General features: G+C 42.9%; 16 protein-coding genes and 2 pseudogenes. 6 read left to right on the top strand and 12 right to left on the bottom strand.

Annotated elements, in window-relative coordinates; translation table 11 throughout:
• Positions 1 to 91 precede the first annotated feature (91 nt).
• On the top strand, positions 92 to 949 hold the full coding sequence (locus D7V32_RS02175) for an EamA family transporter (RefSeq protein WP_120401283.1): 858 nt from the start codon (positions 92 to 94) through the stop codon (positions 947 to 949).
• A 91-nt stretch (positions 950 to 1,040) separates the two neighbouring features.
• Here the strand turns inward: D7V32_RS02175 and D7V32_RS02170 are convergent, their stop codons facing one another.
• The 3 genes from D7V32_RS02170 to nfsB all read right to left on the bottom strand — a co-directional run bounded on the left by D7V32_RS02170 (position 1,041) and on the right by nfsB (position 2,398).
• The gene (locus D7V32_RS02170; protein WP_213072532.1) at positions 1,041 to 1,301 is read right to left on the bottom strand and encodes a hypothetical protein; all 261 of its coding nucleotides are present in this window, start codon (positions 1,299 to 1,301) and stop codon (positions 1,041 to 1,043) included.
• Between the two features lie 103 nt (positions 1,302 to 1,404).
• Positions 1,405 to 1,569, bottom strand: a complete 165-nt coding sequence (locus D7V32_RS02165) for a hypothetical protein (RefSeq protein WP_228200156.1) — start codon at positions 1,567 to 1,569, stop codon at positions 1,405 to 1,407.
• A 175-nt stretch (positions 1,570 to 1,744) separates the two neighbouring features.
• Complete coding sequence (gene nfsB / locus D7V32_RS02160; protein WP_120401281.1) at positions 1,745 to 2,398, bottom strand: oxygen-insensitive NAD(P)H nitroreductase; 654 nt, start codon at positions 2,396 to 2,398, stop codon at positions 1,745 to 1,747.
• A 253-nt stretch (positions 2,399 to 2,651) separates the two neighbouring features.
• Between nfsB and hpaI the strand changes: the two genes are divergently transcribed.
• Together hpaI and D7V32_RS02150 are read left to right on the top strand one after the other, a co-directional pair.
• Positions 2,652 to 3,449 (top strand): 4-hydroxy-2-oxoheptanedioate aldolase, encoded by a 798-nt coding sequence (gene hpaI / locus D7V32_RS02155; protein ID WP_171407552.1) that lies wholly within the window; start codon positions 2,652 to 2,654, stop codon positions 3,447 to 3,449.
• 407 nt (positions 3,450 to 3,856) lie between these two features.
• Positions 3,857 to 4,075: a transposase gene (locus tag D7V32_RS02150; protein ID WP_120401280.1), complete on the top strand. Its 219-nt coding sequence runs from the start codon at positions 3,857 to 3,859 to the stop codon at positions 4,073 to 4,075.
• Positions 4,076 to 4,129: 54 nt separating this feature from the next.
• Here the strand turns inward: D7V32_RS02150 and D7V32_RS02145 are convergent.
• Positions 4,130 to 5,122, bottom strand: a pseudogene (locus D7V32_RS02145) (NtaA/DmoA family FMN-dependent monooxygenase); the annotation flags it as partial.
• On the opposite strand from D7V32_RS02145, the pseudogene D7V32_RS17805 reads away from it, so the two are divergent.
• Positions 5,118 to 5,283, top strand: a pseudogene (locus D7V32_RS17805) (monooxygenase); the annotation flags it as partial. The pseudogenes D7V32_RS02145 and D7V32_RS17805 overlap by 5 nt on opposite strands.
• Here D7V32_RS17805 and D7V32_RS02140 read toward each other — a convergent pair.
• Complete coding sequence (locus D7V32_RS02140; protein WP_120401279.1) at positions 5,280 to 5,999, bottom strand: UDP-2,3-diacylglucosamine diphosphatase; 720 nt, start codon at positions 5,997 to 5,999, stop codon at positions 5,280 to 5,282. The pseudogene D7V32_RS17805 and the gene D7V32_RS02140 overlap by 4 nt on opposite strands.
• A gap of 88 nt (positions 6,000 to 6,087) precedes the next feature.
• Positions 6,088 to 6,597: a peptidylprolyl isomerase gene (locus tag D7V32_RS02135; RefSeq protein WP_120401278.1), complete on the bottom strand. Its 510-nt coding sequence runs from the start codon at positions 6,595 to 6,597 to the stop codon at positions 6,088 to 6,090.
• 231 nt (positions 6,598 to 6,828) lie between these two features.
• Here D7V32_RS02135 and D7V32_RS02130 point away from each other — a divergent pair, with 231 nt between their 5' ends.
• Together D7V32_RS02130 and D7V32_RS02125 are read left to right on the top strand one after the other, a co-directional pair.
• Positions 6,829 to 8,556 carry a glutamine--tRNA ligase/YqeY domain fusion protein gene (locus tag D7V32_RS02130; RefSeq protein ID WP_120401277.1) on the top strand — a complete coding sequence of 576 codons (1,728 nt, stop codon included), beginning with the start codon at positions 6,829 to 6,831 and terminating at the stop codon, positions 8,554 to 8,556.
• 133 nt (positions 8,557 to 8,689) lie between these two features.
• On the top strand, positions 8,690 to 9,601 hold the full coding sequence (locus D7V32_RS02125) for a bestrophin family protein (protein WP_120401276.1): 912 nt from the start codon (positions 8,690 to 8,692) through the stop codon (positions 9,599 to 9,601).
• 37 nt (positions 9,602 to 9,638) lie between these two features.
• On the opposite strand, the gene D7V32_RS02120 is transcribed toward D7V32_RS02125, so the two are convergent.
• The 6 genes from D7V32_RS02120 to putA form a co-directional block, all read right to left on the bottom strand.
• Complete coding sequence (locus tag D7V32_RS02120; protein WP_120401275.1) at positions 9,639 to 12,344, bottom strand: 3'-5' exonuclease; 2,706 nt, start codon at positions 12,342 to 12,344, stop codon at positions 9,639 to 9,641.
• A 162-nt stretch (positions 12,345 to 12,506) separates the two neighbouring features.
• Positions 12,507 to 13,043: a lecithin retinol acyltransferase family protein gene (locus D7V32_RS02115; RefSeq protein WP_120401274.1), complete on the bottom strand. Its 537-nt coding sequence runs from the start codon at positions 13,041 to 13,043 to the stop codon at positions 12,507 to 12,509.
• 278 nt (positions 13,044 to 13,321) lie between these two features.
• Positions 13,322 to 13,573, bottom strand: a complete 252-nt coding sequence (locus D7V32_RS02110; protein WP_147394205.1) for a hypothetical protein — start codon at positions 13,571 to 13,573, stop codon at positions 13,322 to 13,324.
• A 174-nt stretch (positions 13,574 to 13,747) separates the two neighbouring features.
• On the bottom strand, positions 13,748 to 13,972 hold the full coding sequence (locus D7V32_RS02105) for a hypothetical protein (RefSeq protein ID WP_120401272.1): 225 nt from the start codon (positions 13,970 to 13,972) through the stop codon (positions 13,748 to 13,750).
• A 239-nt stretch (positions 13,973 to 14,211) separates the two neighbouring features.
• Positions 14,212 to 15,297, bottom strand: a complete 1,086-nt coding sequence (trmA, locus tag D7V32_RS02100) for a tRNA (uridine(54)-C5)-methyltransferase TrmA (RefSeq protein ID WP_120401271.1) — start codon at positions 15,295 to 15,297, stop codon at positions 14,212 to 14,214.
• A 167-nt stretch (positions 15,298 to 15,464) separates the two neighbouring features.
• Positions 15,465 to 19,214 carry a trifunctional transcriptional regulator/proline dehydrogenase/L-glutamate gamma-semialdehyde dehydrogenase gene (gene putA / locus D7V32_RS02095; RefSeq protein WP_120401270.1) on the bottom strand — a complete coding sequence of 1,250 codons (3,750 nt, stop codon included), beginning with the start codon at positions 19,212 to 19,214 and terminating at the stop codon, positions 15,465 to 15,467.
• Positions 19,215 to 19,274 lie beyond the last annotated feature (60 nt).

Genomic DNA, 19,274 nt, shown 5'->3' with positions numbered 1-19,274 from the left:
ATTTATAAGCAAAAGCCCACAATATGTGGGCTTTTCTTGTGTATGCATACGAAAAAATATAAAACACCGCCTGAATAGAGGATGAACCGTCATGGAGCTGATATTTGCCGCTGCGCTGTGCAGTGTGGCTGTATCCATAGTTTTAAAAATCTGCCGTGATAAAGGTTTGCTTCCAATGCAAATGATTGCTTGGAATTATGCGATGGCCAGTATTTTGACATATTTATGGTTTAAGCCAGATTTAGCGCATGTGTCTGCAGCGCATACGCCGTGGTGGCTGATTATTCTTTTAGGCATATTGCTGCCTGCGATTTTTTTCTGCTTGTCTAAATCGCTGCAAAATGCTGGCATTTTAAAAACGGAAATTGCTCAGCGTTTATCTGTCGTATTGTCTTTGCTGGCAGCCTATTTTATTTTTAATGAAACTTTTAATCAGCTTAAGATTCTTGGAATTATTATGGGGGTTGGAGCAATATTTTGTATTTTAGACTCGCATAAACGTAAACAGGCGGTTCATGGCGCTAAGCCTTTGGCCGCGGCATCGCTATTGGCTGTATGGATGGGGTATGCGCTGATAGATGTTTTGTTAAAGTATACAACTGGTCTGGGTTTGCAGTTTTCTGTGACCTTGAATTTAATGTTTATTTTCGCCTTTGTCATTTCTATACTGTTCATCGCTGTAAAATATAAAAGTTTAGGGACTTGGCAAAATATTGGAGCAGGGCTGTTGCTTGGTATTTTGAATTTTGCCAATATTGCGCTTTATGTAAAAGCGCATATGCTGCTGAAAGATTCACCAGCAGTGGTATTTGCAGGAATGAATGTGCTGGTTGTTATGCTGGGCGTGCTGAGCGGATTATTCATTTTTAAAGAAAAGCTAAAGCCGCTTGTCGCTTTAGGCATTGTCTTAGGCTTAACCAGCGTGCTGTGCTTGGCTTTTGCTATGTAAGCAGCAATATTTTGATGCACTGAAGTGTAAAAAGGCACATAGATTGTGCCTTTTTATTGGTTTTGACTGTCAATGTTTCAGTGCTGTAAAACTAAACTTTTAGGGACAGGCGGGTATTTGAAGAGTGAACTGCAAATTTGTACTTTGCCCAAATTAAGCCGCTGTTTAGAGCATGAACTGGATGGCAGAACAAATCAGAGCTTTCGGCGATACCCGTAAGTAAGCCTTGCTGTCCGCATTCGGGGCAGCATGGATACTGACGGTTTTCCTGCTGATAGGGGTGCATATAGCAAGAATTGCAATGATGGCATTGAAACTTCATTGGCATTGGCCAATTAAAAAGTACAGACATATCTAATCCTCTGATAAGAATTGACTGATGAAAATGAAAGCAATTTATAGGCCATATTTGCAAGCTTGCAGTGGTGCATAAAGGCAAGTTCTTAAGTCTGAAATTATCTTTTCATATATGCCAGTGTGCTATGCAGCAGGCTTTTAGCTACGCTAACAGGGTGCTTAAGCAAATCTTGCGATTCAATTGTGCCTTGCAGCTGTCCAGCATTGCTGCATTGGGGACAGGCAGGATAGCTGACAAGTGCATTCGCACGATAAGCTTGCATGTAAACTGAATTGCAGGAAGTGCAATAAAACTTCATAGGTAATTTGGGTGAAGTAAGCATATTGTTCTGCCAGTGTTTTGTTTTGCGCAGAATATACTCGATTTATGTTTAAAAAATAAGTCCTGAAATGACATGAAAGGGGTTTTTTAGCCCCTTTCATCGTTTTATTCCAATATTAAAGCTGTGTAAAGATGTCTTCTTGGCTTAAGCGCGATTTGGGTAATTTTGCATTAAAGTCAGTTTCACTGCGGTAGCCGAGTGTAAGCAGTACAGATGGAATTAAGCCTTTTTCAGCTAGGCCTAGTTCATCGCTAATGATTGCTTCATCAAAACCGCCAATCGGTGTTGCATCGATACCTTCAATACCTGCAGCCAAAAGCATTTGTCCTAACGCAATAAAAGTTTGGTTCTCAGCCCAGCGCTGAATGTCGCCTTTTTCATTGCGGTAATAATCGACATAACCAGTGCGGCTGTCCTTTTGACCTTGCTTAGCAGTTTCATCTTTAAAGCGGCCGCTGGCTTCATCACGGCTCAGCAGCTGCTCTAAATGATCTGTACTAATGTCGGCTTTGGTGCAGAACAAAATGGTATGTGATGAGTCTAGGACTTTGGGAGCATTGTAAGCATATTTCCCAACGAGCGCTTTTGCTATGCGTTCTTTAGCTGCGTTATTGTCTGCAATAAAAAAATGCCAAGGCTGAATATTAATAGAGGATGGTGTTAAACGCAGTATTTCGAGTAAACGTTTAAATTGCGCTTCTGGAATTTTTTTAGTTGGGTCGTAGGCTTTGGTGGTATAGCGGCTTTTTGAAACGTTTAGTAAATCCATCAATACTGCTCCAATATTCAATTTATGTCATAGTTTACCTGAAAGAGAGCGGGCCAGACGTTCATGATTAGGGAAGATCATATGAATTTTGGCATAAGGAAGTTTGGAGCCTGTTCTATTTTAGAATAAATCCCCTAATAAAAATAATGAATTAAGAGTTTTCTTCAATTATGCAAGAGAAAATCTATATTGGCAGATTTTGTGAAAAGGCGTTTAATCAAAGAGAACATCTGAACCTGCACTGAGCAAGCAAATGATAGATTATACAAATCACTTTAAACGGAAATTAAAAACACAGCAGCAAATTGGTTTGTGGATTGGCTTGGCGGATGCTTACGGTACAGAAATTGCCGCCAATGCAGGCTATGACTGGCTGCTGATTGATGGCGAGCATGCGCCAAGTGATTTAAGAACAACGCTTTCACAGCTGCAAAGTATTGCGGCTTATCCCTCTCAAGCTGTAGTACGTCCGCCTATAGGCAGTGTGCAGCTGATTAAACAGCTGCTGGATATTGGCGCGCAAACGCTGCTGATTCCTATGGTGGAAACGGTAGAGCAGGCTGAGCTGATGGTGAGGGCTGTGCGTTATCCGCCAGCAGGTGTTCGCGGGGTAGGCGCAGCATTGGCAAGAGCGACGCGCTGGAACAGCATTCCAGACTATTATGCAACTGCCCATGAAAATATCTGTTTGCTGATCCAGATTGAATCTGTAGACGGCTTAGCAAATTTAGATGAAATTCTAAAGGTGGATGGTATTGACGGTATCTTTATTGGCGCTGTGGATTTGTCTGCGACAATGGGTTATGAAGGAAATCCAAATCATCCTGAAGTACAAAAAGCTGTTATAGATGCCATTCAGCGGATTCGCGCTGCGGACAAAGCGGCGGGTATTTTGTCTACTCAGCATGAGGCAACACAAAAGTATATTGAACTTGGCACGGAGTTTGTGGCTGTTGGTGTAGATACCAGTGTGCTCATGCAGTCGCTGCGCAATTTGCTGCATCAATATAAACCTGAGATTGCAGCAATCAAGTCTGCCGAAGGCTATTAAGCGACGTGTACATATTTAAATGTACTTGAGTGTTTTAGCGCCCCCATCTTAATGTCTGCTTATAGAAAATTAAGTCTTAAGCTGGGGGTATTTAAAAAATAGATTTTTATGAAATTGATGTTAATAAACAGATGATATTTAATGAAAATTAGACATGTTTTTTAGCTGCTGTTTAAATAATGTTACAAGTTCAGTTTGCCTTTATAAGTTTAAAAATGTATAAAAGAAATACTCTAAGCGGGTATTGTTCCTGCTTGTCTATTTTTATAGCTGTTTGTGATTTATATAAAATCTAAGTGAGTTGCTTAGATTGCATCTAGTAGTTAGTAATACAGAATAATTCCTCTATCTGCGTTAGTTGATTTCTTTGCGTGATTGTCACAACTGCTCAACTTTGAGTAATTGTAATGAAAAAATTAAGTGAATGGCTGACTGCCAGCCAAGCCAATGGCGGTCAGATTAAAGTAAAATTAGTTCCAATGCAGCGTCAGCAAAATACGCCGCAAGGTTTTATTTGGGTTGATGTTGGGCAAATGATCGAGCTGGAAACAGGCGAAACTTTTAACTTCAATGTTGATGGAAAAAGTTTCTATACAGGTTTCAATCAGCTTTATCGCTTAGCTTGAAATAAATAAAAAACAGCAGATAACCTGCTGTTTTTTATTGCCTGAATTTTTATTTTAGGCCGTTTCTGCAGCATGAAAAGTATTGGAGACATTCAACCCTGCATGATAGCGGTATTGTGCAGCGCGGTGGCTGTCAGGCAATCTTGCTTGTTGGACAAAAGTTTTTTTCTTAAGGTACCCTCGCATATTCCGTTTGATAGACACCGCGGCGCTGCAGCTCAGGTACGACAAACTTAACAATATCTTCAAAGTTTTGATGCGCCAAAATATCAGCCAGATTAAAGCCGTCAATGCCCGTATTTTCTACTCCTTCCTGTAAGCGGTCTGCAACTGTGGTTAGCGAGCCGACAATAATAGGACCGTTGATGCCAATACTGGTCTATTTCGCTATTTTTTCAATAGTCCAACTTTATTTGGATCTGCTTCGACATAGGACTGAAGCATGGGCTGAATGGCATTGGTATGAATGTATTCCGCTTGATCTATGGGTTTAAACTGCGAAAAGTCGACACCTGACCAGCCAGCAGCTAAAGTTAAGCCACAATCATAGCTGCCGTATTGCTGGTATTCACGGAACTTCGCTTGGGCCTTTTCATCTGTTTCATCGACGATAAGGGCCAGCATGGTATAGATCAGGACAGAGAGGGTATCTTTGCCTTCTTTTACTAAATTATGCCGAATACCATTGGCCAGTTTTTTTACGGCAATTTGAGTTGGGGCAGAAATGAATACGCATTCTGCATTTTGACTGGCAAATTTTTGCCCGCATGATGATGCGCCAGTCTGGTACAAAACAGGTGTGCGCTGCGGTGAGGGTTCACAAATGTGAATTTCCGGTAAAGTGAAGTATTTCCCTGCATATTGAATAGGATGCACTTTGGAGTGATCTGCAAAGATGCCTTTTTGTTTGTCACGGAGGACGGCATCATCTTCCTATGAGCCATCCCAAAGTTTGTACAGCACTTCAAGATATTCATCTGCGATGTCATAGCGGTTGTCATGGCTGACTTGAGTCTTTAAGCCTAAATTTTTAGAGACGCTTTCTAAGGCGAGTTCTACCGCAAAACAGTTAGACCGTTTTGGTCTAATGCGAGGGCATTATCTTCAAATAATCCGTTGATTTATAAACAAAAAGTGATTGGATGATGGGGGTTAATCAAGCGCCGCTGCTGTATGTCTGGCAAGTTGGCAATAGCCCATCATTTTAGTACGTCCAAGTTTTTAGATGGAGATCATCTAATACGCTTTTTTCGTCAATTTCTAAAATCTGCGCTTGGTCTGCGCGCCAGTCACCTAAAACAATACGTTTTTTTTGTGCGATGTCATGTACAGCAGGGCGGTGTGTATGGCCATGAATAAGCAAATCAGCTTGCTGCAAAGCATTTTCGACTGCTGATGCATTTACATCCATAACATCATAGCTCTTGATTTGATTGGCCTGCTGGCTTTTTTTACGGAAGCCATTGGCAAGCTTCTGCCTGAAACTTAATGGTGTGCTTTTTAAAATGCCGAGAATCAGCGGATTACGGATAATTTTGCGGAAGCGTTGATAAGAAACATCATCGGTGCAGAGCAGGTCGCCGTGTTCGAGGCGAATATTGATGCCGCCAATTTTTAAAGGTTCAACTTCGCTTAACCGCTGTGCGCCAAACTGATCTAAAAATGTCTGACCTAAGGCAAAATCGCGGTTGCCGACAATAAAGTAAATATGATTGCCAGCTTGCTGGAAGGCTTGCATCGCTGCAACGATTTCATCCAGCCAAGGCGCACGGTAGTCATCGCCAATCCATGCATTAAACCAGTCGCCTAAAATATACAGCTGAGTCTGTTTGTTTTTATAAGCATCCAACAATGCTAAAAACCCTCGAACGAGTCGAGGGTGATCTGGTGACAAATGTAAATCAGCGATAAACAGATAGGTCACGAATCTTTTTCCTTTGAATCTCCCTAAATCCCTCTTTAAAAAAGAGGGACTTTCCCTCCCTTTTATAAAGGGAGGTTAGGAGGGATTCTTATTCAGAAATGATTTTAGCAGATTCAATGACAACGTTCTCTAGAGGAACGTCAGCGTGGTAACCGCGGTTGCCAGTACGAACGCCTTTGATTGCGTCAACAATATCAAGACCTTCAGTTACTTTACCAAATACTGCATAACCCCAGCCTTGAGCTGTTTTGCCAGTATGGTTAAGGAATGAGTTATTTTTCACGTTAATGAAGAATTGAGCAGATGCAGAGTGAGGCGCTTGAGTACGAGCCATTGCAATTGTGCCTGCATCATTGCTTAAACCGTTGTCTGCTTCATTTTCAATAGAGTCACGAGTCGCTTTTTCTTTGAAGTTTTCATCCATACCGCCGCCTTGGATCATGAAACCATCAATCACGCGGTGGAAAATCACGCCGTCATAGAAGCCGTCACGAACGTATTCTAAGAAGTTAGCTACAGTTTTTGGTGCTTTTTCACTGTTAAGCTCAAGAACAATACGGCCTTTATTGGTGTTTAACTCTACTTGAGGAAAACTCATTGTGTAATCTCCTGAACATGGACATTAAAGCCATGGGTTTTTGGTTGTGAGAAGCATAAGCAAACTGTAAACTACAAGGCAAGTAAAAACGTTATTTTCTTTGTTAAAAAGATCAAATTACGTTTAAAGGCCTGTTTATCATTCATGATTCAAGCAATCAGCTTGGTTTGCATGAATACGGTACAGTCTGTATTTTTGAACTAATATTTTACCAGAAGTGATTTTAGAACTATGAAGCCAAATGATGTTGTTTCATCTCTGCCAAATAACCCGACACCAAGTAACAATGCCTCTGTCGATGCTGCGCAGCAAGAACAACAGCCAGGCTTAGACTTTGTACGCCAAGTGATTACAGAAGATTTAGCTTCTGGCCTTACAAAACAAGTGGTGACACGTTTTCCGCCTGAACCAAATGGCTATTTGCACATTGGTCACGTCAAAGCGATCTGCCTGAACTTCGGCATAGCAGATGAGTTTAATGGCGTATGCAACCTGCGTTTTGATGATACAAACCCAGGTGCTGAAGAACAAGAATATGTAGACGGCATTGCAAATGACGTGAAATGGCTAGGTTTTGAATGGGATGGCGAACCGCGTTATGCGTCTAGCTATTTTGACCAATTATACACATGGGCCATTAAGCTGATTGAACAAGGTGATGCCTATGTCGATTTGCAAAGCCCAGAAGAAATTCGTTTAAACCGCGGCAACTTTGTGGATTTGGGTAAAAATTCACCGCAGCGTGATGCAACGGTTGCAGAAAACCTTGAACGCTTTGAAAAAATGCGTAACGGCGAGTTTGCAGAAGGTCAGGCTGTGTTGCGTGCCAAAATTGATATGGCTTCACCAAACGTACATATGCGTGACCCAATTTTGTACCGTATTTTGCATTCTGAGCACCATCAAACAGGCGATACTTGGAAAATTTATCCAATGTACGACTATGCGCATCCTTTGTCTGATGCCATTGAAGGTGTAACGCATTCATTGTGTACGCTGGAGTTTGTCGATCACCGTCCATTTTACGACTGGGTAGTAGAAAAAGTTGAATCGCCTGCAGTGCCGCGTCAGTATGAGTCTAGCCGCTTAAATGTCGATTATACGATTACGTCTAAGCGTAAATTGCGCCGTTTAGTCGAGGGCGGCTTTGTAAATGGCTGGGACGATCCCCGTATGCCTACAGTGGTTGGCATGCGCCGCCGCGGTTTCACGCCAGAAGGTCTGCGTGACTTCTGTAAGCGTGTAGGTGTGACTAAGGTCGATGGCAGTATTGTTGATGTTGCTATGCTGGAATTCTGCATCCGCCAATCTTTAGAAAATACGGCAAGCCGCGCTATGGCAGTGCTGAACCCGCTGAAAGTTACTTTAACCAACTTGCCTGAAGCGATGGATTTGGTGCATGCGCGTCATCCGAACGTAGACATGGGGGAACGTATTATTCCTTTAACGTCTGAGCTGTATATTGACCGTAAAGATTTTGAGGAAGAGCCGCCTAAAGGCTTTAAACGTTTAATTCCAGGCGGTGAAGTTCGTTTGCGTCATGCATATGTCATTAAATGCGATGAAGTGATTAAAGATGAAAATGGTGAAGTGGTTGAGCTGAAATGTTCCATTGACCCTGAAACCTTAGGGAAAAACCCAGAAGGCCGTAAGGTGAAAGGTGTGATCCATTGGGTATCAGCGTCTAAAGGCGTAAAAGCGGAAGTGCGTATTTATGACCGTCTGTTTACAGAAGCTGACCCAGAAGTAGGTGAAGACTTCTTGGAAAACCTAAATCCAAACTCTTTAACTGTTGTAGAAGCAGTTGTGGAACCATCTTTGGCGCAAGTTCAGCCTGAAGACCGTTTCCAGTTTGAGCGTGAAGGTTACTTCGTTGCAGATCAGCACGACTATACAAGTGAAAAACCTGTCTTTAACCGTATTTTGGACTTAAAAGACAGTTTTAAACCTGCTAAATAAGAAGGCTGCTTATGCTGTAGTAAGAGGAATGTCTCGATGGATATGAATCTTTGCAGCAGCTTGCGATCTTAATCAAAAGCTCAACCTCGGTTGGGCTTTTTTTAAGGCAGTATTTGAGAAATAGGAAGAGCTAATGATTATCCGCGATAAAGAGAATAGCTTTAAGCTGTTATTTGCCTGGCATGGTACAATTTTACCCAAGGTCATGCCAGCATTGCTGATCGTGGTTCTGATCTCTGCATTACTGGTGTATTTGGGGCTGCGGCATTATGTCAATCTGGCTGAAGTGCCAGCCTTTGGCTTCACCATTTTTGGTGTAATTCTTTCTATTTTTATCAGCTTTAGAAACAATGCCTGCTATGACCGCTGGTGGGAAGGCCGGAAGCTATGGGGGGCACTGATTGCGCAAACCCGCCATATCTGCCGTGACAGTCATGTGATGCAGCTGCAAGCGCGTGAAGCGATGATGTATCGAGTGATGCAGTTTAGCGGATTGCTGCGTGACCGTTTGCGCAAGCAGCCGGCAAATTTGAGCTTTAGCCAAATACAGCTGGCTTTAGATGATGTTCAATGGAAAAAATTGCAGCAGCATTTTAATCCGCCGCAATATTTACTGGAAATGGTGCAAAAGGATTTAGCTGCTCAATATCACCGCGGTGAGTTAAGCGATATTATTTATGACAGCCTCAGTAAGCATATTGTGGCTTTGGGTAATATTCATGCGGGCTGTGACCGTATCTCTTCTACACCGCTGCCATTTTCATATTCAGTGCTGCTGCACAGAGCTGTGTATTCTTTCTGTTTTATTTTGCCTTTTAGTTTGCAGGGCAGTTTAGGGCTTTGGACACCTGTAATTGTGGCACTGATCGCTTATCTGTTTTTAGGTCTAGACGCTTTAAGCGCAGAACTGGAAGAACCCTTTGGCCTGCAGGAAAATGATCTGCCTCTAGATTCGATTGTACGAAGTGTAGAGCGGGAAATGCTGAGTTCTTTAGACGCAGCGTTGCCGCCGGCAATACCGGCACATAAAGGCAATTTGCTATAACAGTCTGCTGCGCTTGATTCATCGAAGCCAGTTAATATTAAATCTGTTGAAATTGTCCGCGATAAGCGGCTAAAAACTGCGTGATGTCATAATGCCGCGGATGCTTCCAGCCGCGTTCATGGTTTTTAAAATTATAAGTGCCGATAATCAGGCTTTTTTTAGCGCGTGTCATGGCGACATAAAGCAGCCGCTGCTGTTCTTGAAACAGCTGTTCGGCTTCCTGTTTATGCAGCAGCGAGCTGCTTTGACGTTTTTTGATGACCATATAGCTTGGAAAATGCTGATCGATAACATCGGGCAGGATGACATGGTCGAATTCTAAGCCTTTAGAACGGTGGATCGTGCTGACAACTAAATGGTCATTTGGCGTGATTAGATCAGATTCTTTAGCGGTTTGGTAAAATGGAATGACTTCATCAAAATAGTGATAGGCATCTTGGATTTGATCATAATGATATTGCGCATGGTTAAATAGCTTTTGCTGCAGCTGATCAATATTTTTTTCGGCGTAGCCTTCGTAAAGCTGACGGTTCATGTCGCGGATATAATGAATATATAAGGTAAACAGCTGCTGAATTTTAAAGTCACGGTTGCACTGGATGCTGTATTGAGCCAAGTTCCAAAGCGGGCTTAGGCTGCGGTTGAAAGCATTGAGGCATTTTTCGGCCTGTGTCAGCAGGTGAGTCAGCGCAGGTTCATTTTCTTCAATTTTCTTGACTAAATGGGAGAGCAGCGAGCGGCCAGCTTTCACATCGTCCAGTGCGTTATGGCTGTTTTGGCCTTCTAAATTAAATTGCTGCAGTAAATCTCCTAATTTATAGCTATCTAGCCGTGGGAAAAGCTGTCTGCTCAGTTCTAATGAGCAAAATTTTGGCCGGCTAAAGAAGCTTTCAGTCAATTCGGGCGCATATTTACGGATATTTTCATTCAGCATTGCTTGATCAAATTTTAAATTATGTGCAATGAGAGCGCTGTCTGGATTAAATGCCATAAATGCATGCAGCTGCGTATGGTTCGGTGCGCCGTGTCTTTCCAGTGTGGCTGCGCTGATTTGATGGACCTTGCTGCTTTCAGTTAGATCAAGTGAAGTATGGCAATATAAATTAAGTTCTTGCTGATGCGTTACTGCGGCAATTTGAATAATATCGTCAGCAGTATAGTTTAAACCTGTAGTTTCAGTATCAAAAAAAGCTGCGCTGCCATGATTAAAATAGCTTTTCAGCTGCTGCTGACGGTGCTGAAAACAGTCTTCAATATTCAGAAAGTTATTCAGCCAGCAGCCATTTTCTGCGAGCTCATGAACCAATTTAATGGCAGCGAATTGCGCTTCTGTTTCTTTTAAATGCACAGGTTTATTATGCTGTACGTTGCCAAAGCGCCACAGCAGGCGCGCCCAAGCTAAACGGTTTTCAGGGTTTTGCAGCGCACTGATAAATGCCATGAAGTCTAAGTAAAATTCGCGGGTCAGCAAATCATCTTGAGCAACAAAAAAGTGGGGCATTTCATAAGTATTTAATGCATCGGAAAAGGCTTCAGCTTGCTTGTTGGTTGACAGAAGCACTGCCAGAGATTCATGGGTACGGTTTGCTTTACGAATACAGGCAATCAGATCTTCGGTCTGCTCGGTGTCATATTGACGATGCAAATGCTGCAAAGCTTTAGCGTGCGCGCGCTTATTGGCGCGGGCTTTGATTTTATATTTTTTGTTGAGCTGGGCTGCTGCATAGTCATTTGACAGCTGAACCAAATTATCTGGACTGCGGTAGTTTTCTTCCAGTATATAAACATTTTTCCCTAAGCGCTGCTCAGTCAATTCTACGGATGCGCCCATGAAGCGGTAAATAGATTGGTTTAAATCGCCTAAAATTAAAATATGAGCATCTGCGGTAACTAAATGATCGATCAGCAGCCAGTGCAGCGGGGAAAGATCCTGTACTTCATCAATCTGCACCCAAGCATAGCGTTTAGCATGTTCTTGGTTTTGCAATGTTAATGTATCAATAATTAAGTCATCATAATCATAAAAATGATAATGCTGTTTCAGCTGCTGATAGGCCTCATTGTAATAAACCGCCAAAATAAAGGCATATTTGACAGATGTATCGGGAATGTTTTGATCTAAAGTTTTCAGGCGCTGGCGGATAAAGTCCTTCTGCACAGCAGCGAGATAGTGCCGCGCATTTGAGATCAGAGGTAAAATTAAGTTACGGATGCTGTCAATGTTCCAGCGTTCATAGGAGTTTTCAACTTCGAAAATTTGATAGGCGCAATACTGAATATGATCTGGAGAAAACCCTTGCAGCGCTCCAGTATGTAAGCCGTAGAGATTTAAACAGTGTTCGAGCTGCTGCAGTATAGCTGGATAGGGCTCTTTCAGCAGATTTTGCAGCTGCACTGAAGCTTGGCGCAGCAGCCTTTTTTGCAGTTCTTCATTAATTAAGTCGCGCTGCTGTTTGGCATAGGGCTGTATTAATGTTTTAAAGCAAAAAGCATGCATATTGCCAATCAATAGGTTTGGAAAATTTTTGCCTAGCCGTGAATTGACTTTTTCCCGCATGTTTAAACCGGCGCGGTTGGTAAAGGTCAGGCATAAAATATCTGATGCTTTTACACCGCGTTCAAGCGCTTGCACAATCCGTTCAGTCAGTACTTCTGTTTTTCCGCTGCCAGCGGGCGCTAAACATGCATGATAGCCTGTGGTTAGATGGATAATTTTGAGCTGTTCTGGATTGAATACAAGCATGGATGCGACTCAGGCTGGACAGGTTTTGCAGGAGATAAGACAAATGGCTTTAGCAGGCGGCCTGTATTTTATGCAGGGCTGCAGAAAAAAGCATAAATCTGCTTATAAAATAATAATATGGATGCAGTTAAGCAAGAGCTGGAAAGCGGCTGGGCCGACCTTTTAACGGTTTTTATGCTGCTGATTGCGAAATTCTAAATAATCGCTTAAACGCTGATTGGCTTTATCGCGCAATTTTTTCTTAATATACAATACTAAGGCAAAACTTGTTGTTGTTAGCGTGAGGAATAAACTGTTCATAAAGCTCATTGCTGAACTCACATAACCAATGGTTGTAAGCCGGTTCATCATACGGAAGACTTGCGGACTGCTTTCTACACCGGTAATAGCCCAGGTGCATAGATGTTCACAATTATTGGTAATTAAGTGGTAGCTGTTTTCATGCATACGGCTGCGCATGCGGCGAACAACTCTGCGGCCGCTGAATTTAGGGTTTTCATAACGCTGGATTGTGATCATTCGGCCATGGCTGAATTGCTCAATCGTGGTCATTTCAATGGGATGCTTTTTAAATAGATGTGCGAAACCTGAGTAATGAATTACTCTGCCTCGTCCAGCATAGATGCCGTGATGAGTATAGCCAAAATGTTTGACGATTAAATGCGCCCCTAAAGGAAACCGTTTTCTGTGCTGTTGCATGCCTACGTTAGCCAATAAAGTTACAACTGTATTTTAGCACCTAGTCTAATGCTTTTGTGTGAATTAAGCGACCTATTCAACTAGACTTTGTCTAAGCATTTGGCAGGGGGATGCGTGATGAAAGATTTTTTAAAAGTATGCCTATGCGCATTGAATTGCATGCCTTTTATCCAGCACGTATATCCTTGCTTTATAGAAATGATGAGTTTAGGCATTTAGGCTCGATATTGGCATATACAGAGCCTATGCACTGTAAATAATGCAATGCAGCTGAAAGCTTATTTTTTCGCTAGGTTGAGAAAGCTGCTTTTGGCGGTACAGCTTTGCACAGCTTCTTGTTTCGGCATCGCTTTTATTTTATTTTCAAAAGCAATTTTATTATTTTCAATTTGCATATCACTCATCCCCATTTGTTTGGACAGCTGTTCAATTTGTTTCCAATAGCTTGTACAGGCTTCAGGTATGCTGCTGCACCCAGTGAGTATGGTGCTTAAACATAGCATCAAGGCAATCACAAATGATTTCATCATCAATCCTTATTTTTGATTTTATTTATTCATTTTGTTTCAGCATATCAAAAAAAGCGCAGAAAATTTATACAAAGCAGTCATTTGCTTTTACACACGGCGCAGAAGCATTTTAGTGCAGGCCTTAAAAAAGGCACTTCGATAAATCGAGGTGCCTTTTTTGTTGCGTTTTGCTGCTTATTGAAGCGGCAGGCGCTGCAGTTCATTCAGCTCTTTGCGGCTATAGCCTCGTGATACGAGAACTTTTTTAATACCGATAATCACATCTTCATCAGTTGCTTGTACAAGCTTCTCAATCAACTGCTCATTCGATTTGCAAGAGCAATCATTTTCGACGCAAGAAATTTGATTCTTGTGTTCATTCTGCTGTTCATTAGAGAACAACTTTTGCCAAAAACTCATAGAGCCATCATTTACCGCCTTAGATAGGGTGAAATATAGCCAAACTGTAAAATAAAGCAAGCCTGCTTAACTGATAAAAACAGCAGTCAGATGCAGTTTTTGTCGATTCAGTTGGAAAAATGTGCAACAAGATAAATTGTGGCAATTTTTTAGCTTATAAGCTGCTCATTTTACAGGCAATAAAAAAGAGCTTAAGGTTAAGCTCTTTTTTGACAGAAAAATGACATGAAATAAATTGTTTAAATTTTTTCCAGCATCACACCTGATTCGACATGATGGGTATAAGGAAACTGGTCAAACAATGCAAACTTTGTCACTTTATGGGTTTTTGCCAGTGTTTGCAGATTGTCATGTAAAGTGTCAGGGTTGCATGAGATATAAATAATACGTTCAAAGCGCTGCAGCAGTTTCAATGTTTCATCATCAATGCCTGCACGCGGCGGATCGACAAATACGGTGTCGAAGTCATAGCTTGAAATATCAATATTGGCTTCTTGCAGGCGGCGGAATTCACGTTCGCCATTATAAGCAGAAGTAAAGTCCTCAGCAGATAAGCGGGCAACTTGGATGTTATCTACGCCGTTTTGTTCAATATTCCACTGCGCAGCATAGACTGAAGATTTTGCAAGTTCGGTTGCCAGTACACGGTTGAAACGCGCTGCCAGCGGTAAAGTAAAGTTGCCGTTACCGCAATACAGTTCAAGTAAGTCTTTGTCGGATTGTTCAGCTGCATTGCATGCCCATTCCAGCATTTTTTCACAGACTTTAGCATTTGGCTGGGTAAAGCTGTTTTCAATTTGTTTGTATTTATAAGTACGGTCAAAAACTTGCAGCTCTTCAACCACATGCTCATTTTCAAGAACAAATTTTTTACCGCGGCAGCGGCCAATGATCTGGATATTCAGCTCTTGCGCTGCTGCTTTAGCCGCAGGTTCCCAATTTTCTTCAAGCTTGCGGTGATACAGTAAAGACACCAGCATTTCACCGCTGAGTGTTGCAAGGAAATCAACTTGGAACAGGCGTTCTGAGAGTAAAGGATTTGCTTCAAGCGCTTGCAGCAGTTTTGGCATCAAGTCATTAATGCTTTTATCTGCAATAGGGAACTGCTCAACTTCGATGACTTTTTTCTTATCATCTTCCGTGCGTTCAAACATTGCGTAGAACATGCCGCCTTCTTTACGGTGCCAAATACGGAATTCTGCACGCATACGGAAGTTTTTTTCAGCAGACGCAAATACTTCGAGTGAGGGAGGATTAAATTCGGCAAATTGCGCTGAAATACGCTCAACTTTTGCATCAAGTTGTTGCTGATAAGATGAAGTCATATACAGAAAAAATCACAAGCATGTTCAAAACACGGATGGTAGCAAAAATTGAACTTCAGCGGTCAAAAATCTTCTTAAATGTTGTAAGAATCTGAGCTTTTTGCAGGAAATAAAAAGCCCAAGCTATATGGAATATAGCTTGGGCTTCCTCAGAGGGAGAGGAAAGCTTAGCTCATGGTCATCAGGCTGGCATTGCCGCCGGCAGCTGCAGTATTCACACTGATTGCACGTTCAATAACAAAGCGTTCCAGCGGAATGTTGTATTGACCTGGCTCTAAACGGGTAATGCCGATAATGGCGCCGTCACGTTCTGCAATACGTTTTTGCAAATCCAGCAGCTGGGTCTTAGTGCCATGAAGCAGTACGGCATCGAAGCTGCCTTTTTCAATGCTGGCGACAGCTGTAATACGGGCAGCGACTTCTTTAGGCATGGATGCCAGATATTTCAGGATAAAAGTGTTGTCTGCCAGTACAGCAGGCTGGCAGCCGACTTTAAAGACAGCCAGCAGCTGCTGGATTAAATCTTGTTCCTGATCTGCAATTAACAGCACACTGCTGCGCGGCAAGACTGCATATTGATTGCTTTCACCAGTAGGTCCTTGCAGTTCAAAGATTTGGCCAGAGCAAAATTCTTGGGGCATTTGCAGCTTGAATTCAGGGAAGGTTTTTTCTGCCCAAAGTTTAAACTGCTCGAATAATGCCTGCTGTGACGGAACGTTGGCTGCCGTGCCTGCCGCAAATGGTTTGGCTAATTTTTTATTGCTGCATTCCTGCATCAGGCGGTAGATATAAATTGGACCGCCAGCTTTAGGGCCAGTGCCTGAAAGTCCTTCGCCGCCAAATGGCTGCACACCGACAACTGCGCCGACAATGTTGCGGTTAATGTATAAGTTGCCGACTTCAGCCTTACTGATGACGGTTTGAATCGTTTCATCAATACGGGTATGCAGGCCCATCGTCAGACCATAGCCTTTGGCATTAATCTGATCTAATAGCTGCTCTAATTCGCCGTATTTATAGGTAATGACATGCAGGGCAGGACCGAATACTTCACGTTTTAAGTCATCAAGGTTAGGCAGTTCAATCAGTGTTGGAGGTACAAAAGTTCCTTGGCTGATTTCACGGCTGTCTTTGTTGCGCATCAGCTGATGCACTTTGTGGCCTTTAGCGCGCATAGCGTTAATATGTGCTGTAATCATGCTTTGAGCTTCACTGTCAATGACAGGGCCGATGTCTGTTTGCAGTAAATATGGTTTGCCTACACGCAGCTGCTGCATTGCGCCTTTCAGCATAGTAATCACTGTCTCAGCATTATCGTCTTGTACGCAAAGTACGCGCAAGGCAGAACAGCGCTGACCAGCACTGTCATAAGCAGAGTTGACTACATCTAGTACAACCTGCTCAGTTAAAGCAGATGAGTCAACAATCATGGCATTTTGACCGCCAGTTTCCGCAATTAATGGTACAGATTCGCCAGTTTTGCTTAAGCGTTTTGCAACGGTTTTTTGCAAAATGCGCGCGACCTCGGTTGAGCCTGTAAACATAATGCCGTTTACACGTTCATCTGCGCTGAGTTTGGCGCCCACTGTTTCGCCGCGGCCAGGCAGTAACTGCACGGCAGATTTCGGGACACCTGCATCCCAAAGCAGCTGAATGGCTTGTGCTGCAATCAGCGGAGTTTGTTCTGCAGGTTTCGCAATGACCGTGTTGCCTGCAACGAGGGCTGCAGCAATCTGTCCTGAGAAAATGGCCAATGGAAAATTCCATGGACTAATACAGAGCACTGTGCCAAGCGGTACAATTTTAGATGTATCATCTAAATCACGCATTTGCGCAGCATAGTAGCGCAGGAAATCGACAGCTTCACGTACTTCAGCAATGGCATTGGCATAAGTTTTACCGCTTTCTCGGCATAACAGCACCATCAGCGGCTGAAGCTGCTGTTCCATGCTGTCGGCAGCGCGAGCCAAACAAGCAGCGCGTTCATTTTTGCCTAATGCTAACCAAGCGCTTTGTGCAGATGCCGCATCGTCTAAGGCTATATCTGCTTGGGCTAAAGTTGCCTCAGTTACAAAGCCGACAATATCCTGCTGGTCCGCAGGGTTAACAACAGCGAGCGATTGAGCGCCCTCTGCAGGCGCATCCAGATGCTCACCCATGGGCTTAGCAGCCCATTGCGCCGTACTTAAGGCTTTTGCCGTTTTATCCAAAGCTGCTAAATCTTGATCATTGGCTAAGTCCAGACCAGCTGAGTTGTTGCGTGAAGCGCCATATAGATGAACTGGGCAGGGAATAGACGGATGTTTTAAGCCCGCTTTACCTTCTGCTTTTTGAGCGTGTTCAATTGTAATGCGCGGGTTTTCAATTAAATCATCAATTTTTAATGTTTTGTCTGCAATGCGGTTTACAAATGACGTATTTGCGCCGTTTTCCAGCAGGCGGCGGACCAAATAAGCCAATAAAGTTTCATGGTTGCCGACAGGCGCATAAATACGGCAAGGCACACCCAGTTTATGATCTTGTTTGCTGCCTACAACTTGCTGGTAAAGCGGTTCACCCATGCCGTGCAGGCATTGAAACTCATACTGTCCTGTATAATATTGAGCTGGGTCTGCTAAATGGTAGATAGTCGCCAAAGTTTGCGCATTATGTGTAGCGAATTGCGGGTAAATTTGTTCTGGCGCGGCCAGTAATTTACGTGCACAAGCAATATACGATAAATCGGTATGCACTTTACGGGTAAAGACAGGATAGTCTTCCATACCGTCTATTTGCGCTTTCTTAATTTCGCTGTCCCAATATGCGCCTTTAACCAAACGGATCATCAGGCGTTTTTGACTGCGTTTAGCAAGGTCAACAACATAGTCGACCACGTAGAAGCAGCGCTTTTGATAGGCTTGGATAACAAAACCAATGCCTTTCCATTGATCCAGCAGAGGCTCAAAACATAGGCGCTCAAGCATTTGCAAAGAAATTTCTAAGCGGTCTGTTTCTTCTGCATCAATGTTCAGGCCAATATTGTACTGCTTCGCTAAAACCGCTAAGTTCAGCACTTTTGCATACAGTTCATCTTGCACACGGTCAATTTGAGCGCGCTGATAACGCGGATGCAGCGCGGAAAGTTTAATTGAGATTCCTGGACCATCATAAACATCTTTATCTTTAGAGGCTTTGCCAATAGCATGAATCGCATTGGTATAGTCATCATAATAGCGCTGCGCATCATGGTCAGTTAAAGCAGCTTCGCCCAGCATGTCATATGAGTAGCGGAAACCTTTATCTTCTAAAGTTTCAGCATTTTTTAGCGCTTCATTAATGGTTTCGCCAGTAACGAATTGCTCGCCCATCATACGCATTGCGGCGTCAACAGCTTTACGGATAATACCGCGGCCGCTGCGCGCTAAAAGGCCCGTTAAAATGCCAGAGAGGTTATTGGCTTTTGGTGTTTCCATCAGTTTGCCAGTTAGCATCAGGCCCCATGCTGCCGCATTGACGAACATCAGGCTGCTTTGACCTAAATGATCTTTCCAGTTGCCTTGGTTAATTTTATCTTTAATCAGCAAATCGCGGGTTGCGGTATCTGGAATGCGCAGCAAAGCTTCTGCAAGGCACATCAGTGCAATACCTTCCTGAGAAGAGAGTGAAAACTCTTGCAGCAAGCCTTGTACAATACCGGCTTTGCCTGAATCCCCTTTACGTTCACGCAGACTATGCGCTAAATCGAAAGCTAATTTATAAATACGGTCTGAAAGTTCAAGATCAATTTGACTATGTGTAAGCAGGTTTTCTACACATTCACTTTCTGAACGGCGCCAAGCGCGGTTAATTTCTATTTCGTATTCAGATTTCTCGGTAAACGCCGTGATATATCCTAAGTGCGCATGGTCCAAAGAGAGCGGGGAGTTATGTTCTGACATTTTGCCAACATCCTGTGACATCGAAAATTTAAATTGAGTTAAGAACTGGATTTAATTTAT

The organism is Acinetobacter tianfuensis (assembly GCF_003611465.1).
GTDB classification, from domain to species: domain Bacteria; phylum Pseudomonadota; class Gammaproteobacteria; order Pseudomonadales; family Moraxellaceae; genus Acinetobacter; species Acinetobacter tianfuensis.
Note: the sequence above shows the minus strand (reverse complement) of the source record. Positions and strands in the feature narration are given on the sequence as shown.

Coding starts and splice junctions, on each gene's coding strand:
- D7V32_RS02175 (WP_120401283.1), top strand. CDS start 92: ATGGAGCTGATATTTGCCGCTGCGCTGTGCAGTGTGGCTGTATCCATA.
- D7V32_RS02170 (WP_213072532.1), bottom strand. CDS start 1,301: ATGTCTGTACTTTTTAATTGGCCAATGCCAATGAAGTTTCAATGCCAT.
- D7V32_RS02165 (WP_228200156.1), bottom strand. CDS start 1,569: ATGCAAGCTTATCGTGCGAATGCACTTGTCAGCTATCCTGCCTGTCCC.
- nfsB (WP_120401281.1), bottom strand. CDS start 2,398: ATGGATTTACTAAACGTTTCAAAAAGCCGCTATACCACCAAAGCCTAC.
- hpaI (WP_171407552.1), top strand. CDS start 2,652: ATGATAGATTATACAAATCACTTTAAACGGAAATTAAAAACACAGCAG.
- D7V32_RS02150 (WP_120401280.1), top strand. CDS start 3,857: ATGAAAAAATTAAGTGAATGGCTGACTGCCAGCCAAGCCAATGGCGGT.
- D7V32_RS02135 (WP_120401278.1), bottom strand. CDS start 6,597: ATGAGTTTTCCTCAAGTAGAGTTAAACACCAATAAAGGCCGTATTGTT.
- D7V32_RS02130 (WP_120401277.1), top strand. CDS start 6,829: ATGAAGCCAAATGATGTTGTTTCATCTCTGCCAAATAACCCGACACCA.
- D7V32_RS02125 (WP_120401276.1), top strand. CDS start 8,690: ATGATTATCCGCGATAAAGAGAATAGCTTTAAGCTGTTATTTGCCTGG.
- D7V32_RS02120 (WP_120401275.1), bottom strand. CDS start 12,344: ATGCTTGTATTCAATCCAGAACAGCTCAAAATTATCCATCTAACCACA.
- D7V32_RS02115 (WP_120401274.1), bottom strand. CDS start 13,043: ATGCAACAGCACAGAAAACGGTTTCCTTTAGGGGCGCATTTAATCGTC.
- D7V32_RS02110 (WP_147394205.1), bottom strand. CDS start 13,573: ATGATGAAATCATTTGTGATTGCCTTGATGCTATGTTTAAGCACCATA.
- D7V32_RS02105 (WP_120401272.1), bottom strand. CDS start 13,972: ATGAGTTTTTGGCAAAAGTTGTTCTCTAATGAACAGCAGAATGAACAC.
- trmA (WP_120401271.1), bottom strand. CDS start 15,297: ATGACTTCATCTTATCAGCAACAACTTGATGCAAAAGTTGAGCGTATT.
- putA (WP_120401270.1), bottom strand. CDS start 19,214: ATGTCAGAACATAACTCCCCGCTCTCTTTGGACCATGCGCACTTAGGA.